This is a genomic window from Streptomyces sp. 12E, from assembly GCF_055633275.1.
In genome coordinates, this window is the sequence record NZ_JBVNCJ010000001.1 from 6,513,002 (window position 1) to 6,527,572 (window position 14,571).

Annotated in this window: 12 protein-coding genes and 1 pseudogene; 7 read left to right on the plus strand and 6 right to left on the minus strand. The window is 72.6% G+C overall.

What is annotated here, in order from left to right; genetic code table 11:
- Positions 1–12 precede the first annotated feature (12 nt).
- From ACZ8ZB_RS29885 to ACZ8ZB_RS29900, 4 genes are all read left to right on the plus strand, one after another.
- Positions 13–492: a macro domain-containing protein gene (locus tag ACZ8ZB_RS29885; RefSeq protein ID WP_470740721.1), complete on the plus strand. Its 480-nt coding sequence runs from the start codon at positions 13–15 to the stop codon at positions 490–492.
- A 108-nt stretch (positions 493–600) separates the two neighbouring features.
- The gene (locus ACZ8ZB_RS29890) at positions 601–2,556 is read left to right on the plus strand and encodes a Xaa-Pro dipeptidyl-peptidase (protein WP_470740722.1); all 1,956 of its coding nucleotides are present in this window, start codon (positions 601–603) and stop codon (positions 2,554–2,556) included.
- Positions 2,557–2,692: 136 nt separating this feature from the next.
- Positions 2,693–4,414: a BCCT family transporter gene (locus tag ACZ8ZB_RS29895; protein ID WP_470740723.1), complete on the plus strand. Its 1,722-nt coding sequence runs from the start codon at positions 2,693–2,695 to the stop codon at positions 4,412–4,414.
- A gap of 67 nt (positions 4,415–4,481) precedes the next feature.
- A complete protein-coding gene (locus ACZ8ZB_RS29900) occupies positions 4,482–6,128 on the plus strand; it encodes an ABC-F family ATP-binding cassette domain-containing protein (protein WP_470740724.1) in 1,647 nt (548 codons plus the stop codon).
- Positions 6,129–6,280: 152 nt separating this feature from the next.
- Here ACZ8ZB_RS29900 and ACZ8ZB_RS29905 read toward each other — a convergent pair whose 3' ends face one another.
- On the minus strand, positions 6,281–8,638 hold the full coding sequence (locus ACZ8ZB_RS29905) for a Tex family protein (RefSeq protein WP_470740725.1): 2,358 nt from the start codon (positions 8,636–8,638) through the stop codon (positions 6,281–6,283).
- 105 nt (positions 8,639–8,743) lie between these two features.
- Positions 8,744–8,875, minus strand: a complete 132-nt coding sequence (locus tag ACZ8ZB_RS29910) for an LPFR motif small protein (RefSeq protein WP_251100090.1) — start codon at positions 8,873–8,875, stop codon at positions 8,744–8,746.
- 81 nt (positions 8,876–8,956) lie between these two features.
- Here ACZ8ZB_RS29910 and ACZ8ZB_RS29915 point away from each other — a divergent pair.
- A pseudogene (locus tag ACZ8ZB_RS29915) lies at positions 8,957–9,388 on the plus strand (DJ-1/PfpI family protein); the annotation flags it as partial.
- On the opposite strand, the gene ACZ8ZB_RS29920 reads toward ACZ8ZB_RS29915, so the two are convergent.
- Positions 9,375–10,130 (minus strand): enoyl-CoA hydratase/isomerase family protein, encoded by a 756-nt coding sequence (locus tag ACZ8ZB_RS29920; RefSeq protein WP_470740726.1) that lies wholly within the window; start codon positions 10,128–10,130, stop codon positions 9,375–9,377. The pseudogene ACZ8ZB_RS29915 and the gene ACZ8ZB_RS29920 sit on opposite strands and share 14 nt — an antisense overlap.
- Positions 10,131–10,244: 114 nt before the next feature.
- Between ACZ8ZB_RS29920 and ACZ8ZB_RS29925 the strand changes: the two genes are divergently transcribed.
- On the plus strand, positions 10,245–10,901 hold the full coding sequence (locus ACZ8ZB_RS29925; RefSeq protein WP_470740727.1) for an HdeD family acid-resistance protein: 657 nt from the start codon (positions 10,245–10,247) through the stop codon (positions 10,899–10,901).
- Between the two features lie 138 nt (positions 10,902–11,039).
- Positions 11,040–11,501, plus strand: coding sequence for an ATP-binding protein (locus ACZ8ZB_RS29930; protein WP_470740728.1), 462 nt, complete (start codon positions 11,040–11,042; stop codon positions 11,499–11,501).
- Between the two features lie 17 nt (positions 11,502–11,518).
- Here the strand turns inward: ACZ8ZB_RS29930 and idi are convergent, their stop codons facing one another.
- From idi to galE, 3 genes are all read right to left on the minus strand, one after another.
- Complete coding sequence (gene idi, locus ACZ8ZB_RS29935; RefSeq protein WP_470740729.1) at positions 11,519–12,112, minus strand: isopentenyl-diphosphate Delta-isomerase; 594 nt, start codon at positions 12,110–12,112, stop codon at positions 11,519–11,521.
- Positions 12,113–12,269: 157 nt separating this feature from the next.
- Complete coding sequence (locus ACZ8ZB_RS29940) at positions 12,270–13,208, minus strand: cation diffusion facilitator family transporter (protein WP_470740730.1); 939 nt, start codon at positions 13,206–13,208, stop codon at positions 12,270–12,272.
- Positions 13,209–13,353: 145 nt separating this feature from the next.
- The gene (gene galE / locus ACZ8ZB_RS29945; RefSeq protein WP_470740731.1) at positions 13,354–14,325 is read right to left on the minus strand and encodes a UDP-glucose 4-epimerase GalE; all 972 of its coding nucleotides are present in this window, start codon (positions 14,323–14,325) and stop codon (positions 13,354–13,356) included.
- Between the last annotated feature and the right edge of the window lie 246 nt (positions 14,326–14,571).

Here is a 14,571-nt window from a genome sequence, read left to right on the forward strand (position 1 = left end):
TACGGTGGCGTCATGTCGGGGATCACTTACGTCCGGGGTGACGCCACCGTTCCGTCGGTGAAGGGCGTCAAGGTCATCGCCCACGTCTGCAACGACATCGGCGGGTGGGGGAAGGGTTTCGTCCTGGCCGTGTCGCGCCGCTGGCCCGAACCGGAGGCCGCCTACCGGGCCTGGCACCGGGACCGCGCCGCGAACGACTTCGGTCCGGGCGCGGTCCAGCTGGTCCGGGTCGAGCGGTACGTCTGGGTGGCCAACATGATCGGCCAGCGCGGAATCAGGACGGGCAGCAAGGGCGTCCCCGTCCGCTACGAGGCGATCGACACCGCCCTCGACCGCCTCGCCGGCCACGCGAGGACCCTCGGCGCCTCGGTCCACATGCCCCGCATCGGCTGCGGACTGGCCGGCGGCACGTGGTCCCGGATCGAGCCGCTCATCACCGAGCGGCTGGTGAAGCGCGGGATACCGGTGACGGTGTACGACCACGGCGACTGAGCGGACCGGTCACCCACCGGTCCCGGGCGCGCTCCCGGCCACCGAAGTGCCCACAGGCCGTCAAGCGCCCTCTTATGCGGTGGAGTCGGCACCTGTACCGTCCCGCGCATGCCGAAACGCACGCGCTTCACGATCCGGAGACCGCTCGCGACGGCGGCCACCGCCGCCCTGACGGCCACGCTCCTCACCCCCGCGGCGGCGCACGCCGCGCCGCCGCGCGAGAGCCTGCCCGTCCACTCCTACGACGACGCCGTCCGTGAGGCCGTCTGGGTGGACACCGGACTCGACGAGGACCGGGACGGACGCACCGACCGGGTCGCCGTCGACATCGTCCGGCCCCGCGAACCCGCACAGCGGGGCCGGAAGGTCCCCGTCATCATGGACGCCAGCCCGTACTACTCCTGCTGCGGGCGCGGCAACGAGAGCCAGAGGAAGACCTACGACGCGAACGGCGACATCGTCCAGATGCCGCTGTTCTACGACAACTACTTCGTGCCGCGCGGCTACGCCGTCGTCGGCGTCGACCTGGCCGGAACCAACCGGTCCGACGGCTGTGTGGACGTCGGGGGCCGCTCCGACGTCCAGTCCGCCAAGGCGGTCGTCGACTGGCTGAACGGCCGCGGCAAGGCCTACACCACCCGCACCGGCACCGAGCGGGCGAGGGCCGACTGGACCGACGGCCGCACCGGGATGATCGGCAAGAGCTGGGACGGCACCATCGCCAACGGGGTCGCCGCCACCGGCGTCGAGGGCCTGGAGACCATCGTCCCGATCGCCGCCATCTCCTCCTGGTACGACTACTACTTCACCCGGGGCGCCCCGCTCTACGACTCCGGCCCCGACTGGCTGTCCCAGTACGTCGAGAGCCCCGAGGCCCGCGCACAGTGCGCCGAGGTCCAGCGCGAACTCGTCGAAGGCGCCCCGCGCACCGGCGACCTGACCCCGCTGTGGACCGAACGCGACTACGTGCGCGCCGCGAAGAAGGTGAGGGCCAGCGTCTTCCTGGTGCACGGCATGCAGGACCTCAACGTGCGGATGCAGCACGTCGGTCCGTGGTGGGACGCCCTCGCGCGAAACGGCGTCGAGCGCAAGATATGGCTCTCCCAGACCGGTCACGTCGACCCCTTCGACTTCCGCCGCGCCGAGTGGGTCGACACCCTGCACCGCTGGTTCGACCACGAACTCCTCGGCTACGACAACGGCATCGACCGCGAACCCATGGCCGACATCGAACGCCGGCCCGACCGGTGGGTGACCTCGGAGAGCTGGCCGCCGCGCGGCACGCGGACCGCGACCCTGCGCCCCGCACAGGGCGCCGAGGCCGGCGTCGGCACCCTCGGCCTGCGCAAGGGCGGGGGAACCGAAGCCTTCACCGACGACCCACGGCTGAGCGAGACCGACTGGGCCGCCCGCGTCGACGCCCCGACCCCGGACAAGGCCGGCTTCGTCACCGGCCCGCTCACCCGCGACCTGCGCCTGTCCGGCGCCTCCCGGGTCACCGTCACCGCCACCCCCAGCACGCCCACGGCCCACCTCTCCGCCGTACTCGTGGACCTCGGCCCCGACACCGTCCGCGACTACGCCGCCGACGGAGAAGGCATCACCACCCTCCCCGAACGCACCTGCTGGGGCGCGAGCACCACCGGAGACAGCTCCTGCTTCCAGGAGACCCGCGCCACGACCACCGACGTGGAGCACACGATCGTCAGCCGGGGCTGGGCCGACCTCGGCGACCACGCCGACGACGGCAAGGGCGAGCCGCTCACCCCCGGCGAGCGGTACACCCTCACCCTCGACCTGGCGGCCACCGACCACGTCGTCCCCCGGGGCCACCGCCTGGCGCTGATCGTCGCCGGCACCGACCGGGGCCTGATCGATCCCCCGGCCGACACCCCGACGCTCACCCTCGACCTGGCCCGCACCTCCGCACGGGTGCCGTTCGTCGGCGGAACGGCCGCCTTCGCCCGCGCCACGGCGGGCCCGCACACCACGGCCCCGGACACCTTCCTGGACGGCGTGGACCGGCCGGAAATCACCGCCCACCGCGTCCCCGGGACCCGGTGAGACGCGTCCTCGCGGCGTCTCACCTGGTGGAGGGGCCGTTACTTCCCGCCGCCGAGGTGAGTTTTGCGCCAAAGGTGGTAAGGGCGTAACGGGAGGAGTGCTCTCCGCCCCACGGCTCTGAGGAAAGGCGCCGCCTGTGACGCACGACCAGCACCGCGACAGAGACGACACGGCGGGCCCGCTGCCGGGTTCCGAAGCGGGCCTGCCGGGCCGGGAGCGCCCGCGGACCGACCGGGTGGTGTTCGGCGTCACCGCCGTGCTCACCCTCGCGTTCGTGCTGTGGGGCGCCATCGGGACGGACTCGCTCGAGGACGTCTCCAGCAGCGCGCTCGGCGGACTGATGCACAACGGCGGCTGGGCGTTCATGCTGGCCGCCTCCGGCTTCGTGGTCTTCGCCCTCTGGCTCGCGGCCAGCCGCTACGGCCGGATCCACCTCGGCGCCGAGGGCGAGAAGCCGGAGTTCCGCACGGTCTCGTGGATCGCCATGATGTTCAGCGCGGGCATGGGCATCGGCCTGATGTTCTGGGGCGTGAGCGAGCCGCTGGCGCACTACACGACGCCCCCGCCGGGCACCCACCCGGCCGACTCGGGCGCTCGCATGGAGACGGCCATGGCCACCACCCTGTTCCACTGGACGCTCCACCCGTGGGCGATCTACGCGGTGGTCGGCCTCGCCATCGCCTACAGCACCTTCCGCCGGCGCCGCCGGCAGACCGTCAGCGCCGTGTTCACCCCGCTCATCGGCGAGAGGAACGCGGGCGGCGTCGGCGGCCGGGTCATCGACGTGCTCGCCATCATCGCGACCGTCTTCGGCTCCGCGGCCTCGCTCGGCCTCGGCGCGCTGCAGATCGGCTCCGGTGTGGAGAAGCTCGACTGGCTGGACGAGGCCGGCACCGGGCTGCTGGTCGGCATCATCGCGGTGCTGACCGTGGCGTTCGTGGCCTCCGCGGTCTCCGGTGTGGAGAAGGGCATCCAGTGGCTGTCGAACACCAACATGGTGCTGGCCCTGATCCTCGCCGTGTTCGTGTTCGTCGCGGGCCCCACCATCCTCGTCCTCGACCTGCTGCCGACCTCGGTCTTCGGCTACCTCGGCGACCTGCCCCAGCTGGCCGGCCGCACCGAGATCAGCGGCGGCGAGGACGTCCCCGCGTGGCTGGGCAGCTGGACCGTCTTCTACTGGGCCTGGTGGATCTCCTGGACGCCCTTCGTGGGCATGTTCATCGCCCGCATCAGCCGGGGCCGGACCATCCGCCAGTTCATCGGCGGGGTCATCCTGGTCCCCAGCACGGTCAGCCTGGTCTGGTTCGCGGTCTTCGGCGGCTCGGCGATGAAGCTGCAGGAGCAGAACCGGCTCGGCGACGAGACGACCCCCGAGGGCCGGCTCTTCGCCGTGCTGCAGGAGTATCCCGTCGCCACCGCCACCAGCCTGCTGGTGATGACCCTCGTCGGCATCTTCTTCGTCTCGGGCGCCGACGCCGCCTCCATCGTGATGGGCACGCTCTCGCAGAAGGGCGCGCTCGAGCCCAGCCGCTGGGTGGTGGTGTTCTGGGGCGTGGTCACCGGCGCGGTGGCGGCGATCATGCTGCTGGTCGGCAGCGGACAGGGCGACGCGCTGACCGGCCTGCAGAACCTCACGATCCTCGCGGCGGCCCCGTTCGTCGTCGTGATGCTCTTCATGTGCGTGGCGCTCATGCGCGACCTGCGCGGCGACCCGCTCATCGTGCGGGGCGAGATGGGCTCCGAGGCGGTGGAGCTCGCGGTCATCGAGGGCCACAAGAAGTACGACGGCGAATTCGAGATCCGCGTGGGCCCGGGCCGCGGCCCGGACGTGGAGGGCGACCCCATCGGCAAACACTGACGGAACCCCGGCGGCCGCGCCCCTGCGGGGCCCGGCCGCGCGCGCGGCCATTAGGATCGGCGGTCTGATGACTGCCACCCTCGTCGCCAAGAACCTCGCCGCCGGGCACGGCGACCGCTCCCTGTTCACCGGCCTCGACCTCGTCGTCGCGCCCGGCGACGTGATCGGTCTGGTCGGTGCCAACGGCGCGGGCAAGTCCACGCTGCTGCGCCTGCTCGCCGGCCTCACCGCGCCGGAACAGGGCGAGCTGCGCCTCTCCCCGCCCACCGCGACCGTCGGACACCTCCCGCAGGAGCCGGAGCGCAGGCCCGGCGAGAGCGTACGGGCGTTCCTGGCCCGCCGCACCGGTGTCGCCGAGGCCCAGCGGAGCCTGGACGAGGCGACCGGGGCCCTGGTCGACGGCGCGCCGGGCGCGGACGACGCGTACGCCACGAGCCTGGAGCGCTGGCTGTCCCTGGGCGGCGCCGACCTCGACGAGCGCGCCGAGGAGGTCGCCGGCTCCCTCGGCCTGGCCGTCGGCCTGGACCAGCCGATGACCTCGCTGTCCGGCGGCCAGGCGGCCCGCGCGGGGCTCGCCTCCCTGCTCCTCGCCCGCTACGACGTCTTCCTCCTCGACGAGCCGACCAACGACCTCGACCTGGACGGCCTGGAACGCCTCGAACGCTTCGTGACCGGCCTGCGCGCCGGCACGGTCGTCGTCAGTCACGACCGCGAGTTCCTCACCCGCACGGTCACCAAGGTCCTCGAACTCGACCTCGCCCAGCGGCAGATCAACCTCTACGGCGGTGGCTACGAGGCCTACTTGGAGGAGCGGGAGGTGGCCCGTCGGCACGCCCGCGACGAGTACGAGGAGTACGCCGACAAGAGGGCCGCCCTCCAGGACCGGGCGCAGACGCAGCGCGCCTGGATGGACAAGGGCGTGAAGAACGCGCGCCGCAAGGCGGGCGACGACAACGACAAGATCGGCCGCAAGTTCCGCAGCGAGGCCAGCGAGAAGCAGGCCGCGAAGGCGCGTCAGACCCAGCGCATGATCGAACGCCTCGACGTGGTCGAGGAGCCGCGCAAGGAGTGGGAGCTGCGCATGGAGATCGCGTCGGCCCCCCGCTCGGGCGCGGTCGTCGCCACCCTCCGGGACGCCGAGGTCCGCCGCGGCGACTTCACCCTCGGCCCGGTCTCCCTGCAGATCGACTGGGCGGACCGGGTGGCCGTCACGGGCGCCAACGGCGCGGGCAAGTCCACGCTGCTCGGCGCCCTGCTGGGCCGCGTCCCGCTCGACGCCGGGCACGCCGCGCTGGGCTCGGGCGTGCTCCTCGGCGAGGTGGACCAGGCCCGCGCGCTGTTCCACGGTCCGCAGACCCTGCTCGACGCGTTCCGCCCGGCGGTACCGGACCTGGAGCCGGCCGACATCCGCACGCTCCTGGCCAAGTTCGGCCTCAAGGCGGACCACGTCATGCGCCCCGCGGCCGGCCTCTCCCCGGGCGAACGCACGAGGGCCGCGCTGGCCCTCCTCCAGGGCAGGGGCGTCAACCTCCTGGTCCTCGACGAGCCGACCAACCACCTGGACCTGCCGGCCATCGAGCAGCTCGAATCAGCCCTGAACACCTACCAGGGCACCCTCCTGCTGATCACCCACGACCGCCGCATGCTCGACGCGGTCAAGGTGACCAGACGCCTGGAGGTCGCCGACGGCAGGGTGACGGAGAGCCGTACCTGACCGCGGGCCTGTCGTGCCTCCCCCGTGCCTCGAGGACCGGGGGAGGCCCCCGGGGCGGCACGGACGGGCGCTGGGGGCGCCCCCGCCGGGGGAGGCACCCGGCGGGCACCGGCCCGCGCGCACCACCCCCGCCCAGCCACGACGCCTGGCGCCTACGCCAGCCCGGCCCGCCGCAACGCGTCGGCCATCGCCCCGTTCGCCGGAGCGGGCGCGGCCGCGGACCGCCCCTTCCCGCCGGAACCGGACCGCCCCTGCTGCTGCCGCTGCTTGGGAGGCCGGCCCCCCTGCCGCTGCTCCCCGCGCTGCCCCCGCTGCTCCCCCTGGGGCGCGGCCTCGTCGTCCAGCCGCAGCGTCAGCGAGATCCGCTTCCGCGGGATGTCCACGTCGAGCACCTTCACCCTGACGATGTCCCCCGGCTTCACCACGTCCCGCGGATCCTTGACGAACGTCTTCGACATGGCCGACACGTGCACCAGACCGTCCTGGTGAACACCGACGTCGACGAACGCGCCGAACGCGGCCACGTTGGTCACCACACCCTCGAGCACCATCCCGGAGGTCAGGTCGGAGATCTTCTCCACCCCCTCCTTGAAGACGGCGGTCCTGAACGCCGGACGCGGGTCCCGCCCCGGCTTCTCCAACTCCTTCAGGATGTCGCTCACGGTGGGCAGACCGAACGTCTCGTCCACGAACTCCTGCGGCCGCAGCGACCGCAGCACCGCCGTGTTCCCGATCAGCGCGGCGACCTCGGTCCCGGAGGACTTCACCATCCGCCGCACCACCGGATACGCCTCCGGGTGCACGCTGGACGCGTCCAGCGGATCGTCACCGCCGCGGATCCGCAGGAAGCCCGCGCACTGTTCGTACGCCTTCGGACCGAGCCGCGACACCTTCTTCAGCTCGCCCCGCGACCGGAACGGACCGTTGGAGTCCCGGTACGCCACGATGTTCTCGGCGAGCCCGGAGGTGATGCCGGAGACCCGCGCGAGCAGCGGCGCCGACGCGGTGTTGACGTCCACACCCACGCCGTTCACACAGTCCTCCACCACCGCGTCCAGCGAACGCGACAGCTTCACCTCGGACAGGTCGTGCTGGTACTGGCCGACCCCGATCGACTTCGGGTCGATCTTCACCAGCTCGGCCAGCGGGTCCTGGAGCCGGCGTGCGATCGACACCGCGCCGCGCAGCGACACGTCCATGTCGGGCAGCTCCTGGGAGGCGAAGGCGGAGGCCGAGTACACGGAAGCGCCCGCCTCGGACACCATCACCTTGGTCAGCTTCAACTCGGGGTGCCTGGCGATGAGTTCACCGGCGAGCTTGTCGGTCTCGCGGGACGCCGTGCCGTTGCCGATCGCGATCAGCTCGACCGCGTGCTCCTTCGCCAGCCGCGCCAGCTTCACGATCGCCTCGTCCCACCGGTTGGCCGGGACGTGCGGATGGATCACGTCCGTGGCGACGACCTTGCCGGTCGCGTCCACCACGGCGACCTTCACGCCCGTACGGAAGCCGGGGTCCAGGCCGAGCGTCGCGCGCGTGCCGGCGGGGGCGGCGAGCAGCAGGTCGCGCAGGTTCGCCGCGAAGACCCGCACCGCCTCGTCCTCGGCCGCCGTGCGCAGCCGCAGTCTCAGGTCGATGCCGAGGTGCACCAGGATGCGGGTGCGCCAGGCCCAGCGGACCGTGTCGCCCAGCCACTTGTCGGCCGGCCGCCCCTTGTCGGCGATCCCGAACCGGCCCGCGATGATCCCCTCGTACGACGACGGCCCGTCGGCGGGCTCCTCCGGCTCCAGGGCGAGGTCGAGGACCTCCTCCTTCTCGCCGCGCAGCATGGCCAGGATCCGGTGCGAGGGCAGTTCGGTGAACGGCTCGGCGAAGTCGAAGTAGTCGGAGAACTTCGCACCCGCCTCCTCCTTGCCGTCGCGCACCTTCGCGGCCAGCCGCCCGCGCACCCACATGCGCTCGCGCAGCTCGCCGATCAGGTCGGCGTCCTCGGAGAACCGCTCGGTGAGGATCGCCCGCGCACCGTCCAGGGCGGCCTGCGGATCGGCGACACCCTTGTCGGCGTCCACGAACGCGGCGGCCGCGGCGAGGGGCTCGACGCCCGGATCGCCGAGCAGCCCCTCCGCCAGCGGTTCGAGCCCCGCCTCGCGCGCGATCTGCGCCTTGGTGCGCCGCTTGGGCTTGTACGGCAGGTAGACGTCCTCCAGGCGCGCCTTGGTCTCCGCGCCCCGGATCCGGGCCTCGAGCTCCTCGGTCAGCTTGCCCTGCTCGCGCACCGACTCCAGGATCGCCGTCCGGCGCTCCTCCAGCTCCCGCAGATAGCGCAGCCGCTCCTCGAGCGTGCGCAGCTGCGCGTCGTCGAGCATCTCGGTCGCTTCCTTGCGGTAGCGGGCGATGAAGGGCACCGTCGAACCGCCGTCGAGCAGTTCGACGGCGGCCCTGACCTGCCGCTCCCGTACGCCGAGCTCTTCGGCGATCCTGCCTTCGATGGACCCTGCGAGGGGTGTCGTCACGTTCCCGTACCGCCTTCTCCACTGAGGTTGCGCGGCAATTGTGGCAGGTGGCGCCGACAATCGGGGATCAGGGCGGCGACTCGCCCGGGGACCGTACGGGCGGCGTCAGGCGCGACGGCCCCGGGCGGTGGACGAGGCCCCGCCGAACAGCCGGGCGAGCGCCCGGAACGGCAGCGTCACGACGGTGGCGACGGCCCCGCCGATCTGGCGCAGGACATCCGCGATGGCACGGAACATGTGTCTCCCCTTTCGTCGGCCGGCCTCTCCGGCCGGAAGTACTGCGTATACCTCGGGGACGCTTCGTCATGCACGCCGTCCGGGCATGGCGGCCAGACGCCCCAGATGGAGAACGAGGCCCTGCTGGAGTGGCTGCGCGGAGCCGACGCGTCCAGCACCTGGACGACGTCCGTGTGCACCGGGTCCCTGCTGCTGGCCGCGGCCGGGCTCCTGCGGGGGCGCCGGGCCACCTCCCACTGGCTCGCGCTCGACCACCTGAAGCGGTACGGCGCCGAGCCGACCGGGGAGCGGGTGGTGACCGACGGCAAGTACGTCACCGCGGCCGGCGTCTCCTCCGGGATCGACATGGGACTCACCCTGCTCGGCCGGATCGCCGGCGACGAGCACGCCCGGGCCGTCCAGCTGCTCACCGAGTACGACCCGCAGCCGCCCTACGACGCGGGCTCCCCGCACAAGGCGCCCGCGCACCTCGTCGAGGAGTTCCGGGCGAAGAGCCGTTTCACCCTGACGTAGACACGCTCCACGTGAAGCGCGGCGGCCTGCGCTCCAGGAACGCGGCGACGCCCTCCGCGGTGTCGCCGCTCTCCCGGGCCCGCCCGTCCCAGTACGCGTCCCGGTCGGTGCGGCCGTGCGCGAACTCCTTCGCCGCCGCCTGCGTCAGCTGTGAGCGGGACGCCAGGGTGCGGGTGAACTCCGCGACCCGCTTCTCCAGTGCGTCCCCGGGCAGCACCTCGTCCACCAGACCGGTGCGCAGCGCCCGTCCGGCCTCGATCAGCTCGCCCGAGAACAACAGGTACTTGGCGGTGGCCGGACCGACCAGGGACACCAGCCGCCGGGTCGCGGAGGACGGGTAGACGATGCCGAGCTTCGCCGGGGTCACCCCGAACCGCGCCCCCTCCTCGGCGAACCGCAGGTCGCAGGCGGCCGCCAGTTGGGCCCCGCCGCCCACGCAGTGCCCGCGGACCGCCGCCAGGGTCGGCTTGGGGAAGGCGGCGAGGGCCTCCTCCGCCGCCACGGCCAGCCGCTGCGCCTCGAGCGGCGACCCCCGGAGCGTGGAGATGTCGGCGCCGGCGCAGAACGTCCCGCCCTCACCGGTGAGCACCAGCACCCGTACGTCCGGGTCGGCCGCCAGCTCTTCCAGCAGCGGCGGCAGGGAACCCCACATCGCGGCCGTCATGGCGTTGCGCTTCGCCGGATTGCGGATGACGACCGTGGCGATGTGCTCGGTGACGCCGTGCAGCAGCTGGGGCTCCATGCGCCGGATGCTATCCGCCCCGGTCGGCGCCCCGGCCGGCGGGGACTCCACCCGGCGGGGGACGGGCGGACGGCGGAGACTGGAAGGAGGGGGAACGGGAGCGAGGAGGCAGCCATGGCCAAGTCCACCACGCCTCAGGGCGAGGCCGCGAAACTGAGCCGCGGCTTCGACTGGCTCGCCGTGCTCGGCGTGATCCTGGTCGTCGCGGGACTGGTCGGCCTGATCCACACCGCCCTCGCCACCCTGACCACGATGGTGCTGTTCGGCTGGCTGCTGCTGATCGGCGGCCTGGTCGGACTGCTGCACGCCGTCCAGGCGCGGCACACCAACTTCTTCTGGCTCGGGGTGGTCGTCGCGGCCCTGAACATCGCGGCCGGTGTGGTCGTCCTGAAGACACCCGAGGCCGCGGCCGAGGCGCTCACCATGTTCGCCGCGCTGCTGTTCCTCACCGGCGGGGTGTTCCGTCTGGTCGGCAGCCTGGTGGTGCGCGGGCCGCAGTTCGGCTGGACGCTGGTGCAGGGCGCCTTCGGACTGCTCCTCGGCGTCCTGGTGCTGGCCACCTGGCCCAGCAGCAGTCAGTACGTCATCGGTACGTTCTTCTCCCTCTCCCTGCTCTTCGACGGGCTCGGTCTGATCGCCACCGGCTACGGCGGACGCCGGATCGTCGGCATGGTCTCCGACCGGCTGGCCGGTGAGGGGACCGCGCGGTCGCCGGAGGAGGGGCCGCACGGCGGCGACCACCGGTCCGCCAAACCCGTACAACCCGAATAGTCCGCCGATCCGGCACAGGGCGGACCGGAACGGTCCCGCGGGGGACCTGGCCGTGCACGGGCGGTCGGAAACGCTCGATATCCGCTGACTTCTGTTCAGGGTCGAGGTGCGGAGCCGACCGGTACCAACATTCGACGTGTGGTGACAATCGAGCGTGACAGCGGCGATCCGCTGCCGTACGAAGGTGTCTGGCGGTTCACCGCCCCGGCCGTCGACGCCTCGGTCCCGCAGGCCCGCCACGCCGTGCGGGACCTGCTGCTGCGCCAGGGCGTACCGGTCGCGGACGAGGTCGTGCAGGGACTGCTGCTGATCGTCTCCGAGCTGGTCACCAACGCCGTACGGCACGCGGCGCTGCTGTCCCCGACGCTCGCCGTCGAGCTCGCCGTCGGTGCCGAGTGGGTCCGGGTCTCCGTGGAGGACAACCACCCCTACCGGCCCACCGCGCTGGAGACCGACCACGGTCGCACCGGCGGCCGCGGACTGCTCCTGGTGCGGGAGATCACCCGCGAGGCGGGCGGAACCTGCGAGGTCGAGCACACCGCCACCGGCGGCAAGGTGATCTGGGCCGTCCTGCCGCTCAAGCCCTCGCGGGTCCCCTAGTGGCGCACGTCACCGGCTCACCAGCCCGCCGAGGGGCCCGTCAGTTCGCGGACCGCCGGGCGGGCCGCGTCCAGGACGGTCGGGAACCAGGCCGAGAAGGTGTCCTCGGCGTGCCGTTCCGCCAGCTCCGCCGGGGTCACGAAGGCCGTGGACGCCACCTCCTGCGGATCCGGTCGCGGTGGCGACTGCACCATGCCGACGTAGAGGTGGTTGTACTCCTGCTCGACCAGGCCCGAGGCCGGGTCCGGGTGGTTGTAGCGGACCGTGCCGGCCTCGGCGAGCAGCGACGGGGACACGCCCAGCTCCTCGAAGGTCCGCCGGGCCGCCGCCGCGAACGGCGCCTCACCGGGGTAGGGGTGGCCGCAGCAGGTGTTGGACCACACGCCGGGGGAGTGGTACTTGCCCAGTGCCCGCTGCTGGATCAGCAGCCGCCCGCGCTCGTCGAACAGGAACACCGAGAACGCCCGGTGCAGCCGCCCCGGCGGCTGGTGGGCGGCGAGCTTCTCCGCGGTGCCGATCGTCACGCCGTCCTCGTCGACCAGTTCCAGCAAAATCGGCTCGGCGGCACCGCTCGACGGGCTGTTCGTCGCGGTGGCAGGTGTGATCGGCATACCCATCCTTCACTCGGTCTTCGCGCCCCCAGTCTGCCGCACCGATCCGGCACTCCCGGCACTCCTTGACATGCCCGCATGTCCCAGGGCCGTCCCCACGGGGGCGGAAGGCCGTGTTCCCCGGCGCACCGGCGCGCGGCGGCGCGTCCGGCCCGTCCTAATGGCAGAGGCGCGCCTCGTGCTCCGCGTGCCCGCCGGGCTCCAGCTGGAAGGTGCAGTGCTCCACGTCGAAGTGGGTGCCCAGACAGTTCTGCAGCTCGTGCAGCATCTTCTCGTGCCCGATGGCGTTCAGGACGTCGGAGCTGACGACCACGTGCGCGGAGAGCACCGGCATCCCCGAGGTGATCGTCCAGGCGTGCAGGTCGTGCACGTCCTCCACGCCGTCGGTGGCCAGGATGTGCTCCCGCACCTGCCGCATGTCGACGCCCTTGGGCGCGGCCTCCAGCAGCACGTCCAGGGTCTCGCGCAGCAGCTTCCAGGTCCGGGGCACGATCATCACCGCGATCACCAGGGAGGCGATCGGGTCGGCGGCCGTCCAGCCGGTGGTCAGGATCACCAGCGAGGCGAGGATCACCGTGACGGAGCCGAGCGCGTCCGCCGCCACTTCCAGGAAGGCGCCGCGCACGTTCAGGCTCTCCCGCTGCCCGCGCATCAGCAGGGCCAGCGACACCAGGTTGGCGACCAGACCGATCACACCGAACGCCATCGCCAGGCCGCCGTCGGTGCCGGCCGGGGTGACGAACCGTTCGACCGCCTCGTACAGCACGTAGCCGCCGACGCTGAGCAGGAGCAGACAGTTGGCCAGCGCCGCCAGGATCTCCGCGCGGGCGTAGCCGAAGGTACGGTGCTCGTTCGCCGGGCGGTTCGCGAAGTGGATCGCGAGCAGCGCCATGCCCAGGCCCACGGCGTCCGTCGCCATGTGGGCCGCGTCCGCGACCAGGGCGAGCGAGTCCGCCAGCAGGCCGCCGACGATCTGGATCACCATGACCCCGAGCGTGATCGCCAGCGCCACCCGCAGCCTGCCGCGGTACGCCGCGCTCGCGGTACCGCCGGCGGGCGCGCCGTGAGCATGTCCGTGATCGTGCCCAGCCCCCATGAGAATTCCTTCCTGTGACCCGGTCCGGGGCACAGTGAACTACGGGGAGGGGGTATCCGCAACGCGGCACTGAACACCGTTGTCATCTGCCCTGACCTGCGTAAACGATGTGCAGGTCAGGTGGTGGACGGGTGCCGCGCGCCGCTCAGCGGCCGTGGTGCAGCCGCCACCCCCGCCACGCCGAGTCGATCATCTCGGGCACCGAGCGCCGGGCGGTCCAGCCGAGCCGCTCGGCCGCGCGGGCGGCCGAGGCCACCGCGCGGGGCGCGTCGCCGGGGCGGCGGCCCTCGACGACCGGGGCCCGGGTGTCGCCGGTGACCTCGCCGATGACCGTGATCAGCTCGCGCACCGAGACGCCCTCGCCGCGGCCGATGTTCACCGTCAGGTCTCCCGTGACGTCGCCCCCGGACAGCCTGCGGGCCGCCGCCAGGTGCGCCTCCGCCAGGTCGGCCACGTGGATGTAGTCGCGGACGCACGTGCCGTCCGGCGTCGGATAGTCGTCGCCGAAGACGCGCGGGGCCTCGTCGCGGGTGAGCCGGTCGAAGACCATCGGCACGATGTTGAAGACGCCGGTGTCGGCCAGCTCCGGCGCCGCCGCCCCCGCCACGTTGAAGTAGCGCAGGCACACCGTGTCGATGCCGTGCGCCCGGCCCGCCGCCCGGACCAGCCACTCACCGGCGAGCTTGGTCTCGCCGTAGGGGTTCGCCGGGGCGCAGGGGGCGTCCTCCGTGATGAGGTCCACACCGGGGTCGCCGTACACGGCCGCGGACGAGGAGAAGACGAAGCGCTCGATCCCGGCGCCGGCCACGGCGTCCAGGAGCGTCGCGAGGCCGCCCACGTTCTCCCGGTAGTAGCGGGTCGGCTGCGTCACGGACTCGCCGGCCTGCTTGCGCGCGGCGAGGTGCACCACCCCCGTCACCCCGTGCTCCGCGCACACCCGCTTCAGCAGCTCGCCGTCCAGCGTCGAGCCCTCGACCAGCGGGACGTCGGCGGGCAGCCGCGCCGGCACCCCGGCCGAGAGGTCGTCCAGCGCCACGACCCGCTCCCCGGCACCGGTCATGGCCCGCGCCACATGTGCCCCGATGTAACCGGCTCCGCCGGTGATCAGCCATGTCATGGTGGCCCACCCTATGCCGAGCGGACTCGGTGGTCCCCCATGTGCTGATATGGGGCGAATGCCCGCTGTGGTGCGACGGTTTGTGGGCGGGGCCCCGCATCACCGATGATGATCACGGCAGCGGCGCGCGGGCGAACCATGCCGATCCAGTCGTCGAACGGGCGGTGAACGCGGACTTCCGGGCATCCGATAACCTCTGCCGACATGCCGCCCGGGGACCCGCACGGGCGCCTCATCGTGTACATG

What these genes read in the sequence shown, in the direction of transcription:
- ACZ8ZB_RS29920 (WP_470740726.1), bottom strand. Translation starts at nt 10,130, where the DNA reads ATGGAGCCCCAGCTGCTGCACGGCGTCACCGAGCACATCGCCACGGTC.
- ACZ8ZB_RS29940 (WP_470740730.1), bottom strand. Translation starts at nt 13,208, where the DNA reads ATGGGGGCTGGGCACGATCACGGACATGCTCACGGCGCGCCCGCCGGC.
- ACZ8ZB_RS29890 (WP_470740722.1), top strand. Translation starts at nt 601, where the DNA reads ATGCCGAAACGCACGCGCTTCACGATCCGGAGACCGCTCGCGACGGCG.
- idi (WP_470740729.1), bottom strand. Translation starts at nt 12,112, where the DNA reads ATGCCGATCACACCTGCCACCGCGACGAACAGCCCGTCGAGCGGTGCC.
- ACZ8ZB_RS29900 (WP_470740724.1), top strand. Translation starts at nt 4,482, where the DNA reads ATGACTGCCACCCTCGTCGCCAAGAACCTCGCCGCCGGGCACGGCGAC.
- galE (WP_470740731.1), bottom strand. Translation starts at nt 14,325, where the DNA reads ATGACATGGCTGATCACCGGCGGAGCCGGTTACATCGGGGCACATGTG.
- ACZ8ZB_RS29910 (WP_251100090.1), bottom strand. Translation starts at nt 8,875, where the DNA reads ATGTTCCGTGCCATCGCGGATGTCCTGCGCCAGATCGGCGGGGCCGTC.
- ACZ8ZB_RS29885 (WP_470740721.1), top strand. Translation starts at nt 13, where the DNA reads ATGTCGGGGATCACTTACGTCCGGGGTGACGCCACCGTTCCGTCGGTG.
- ACZ8ZB_RS29925 (WP_470740727.1), top strand. Translation starts at nt 10,245, where the DNA reads ATGGCCAAGTCCACCACGCCTCAGGGCGAGGCCGCGAAACTGAGCCGC.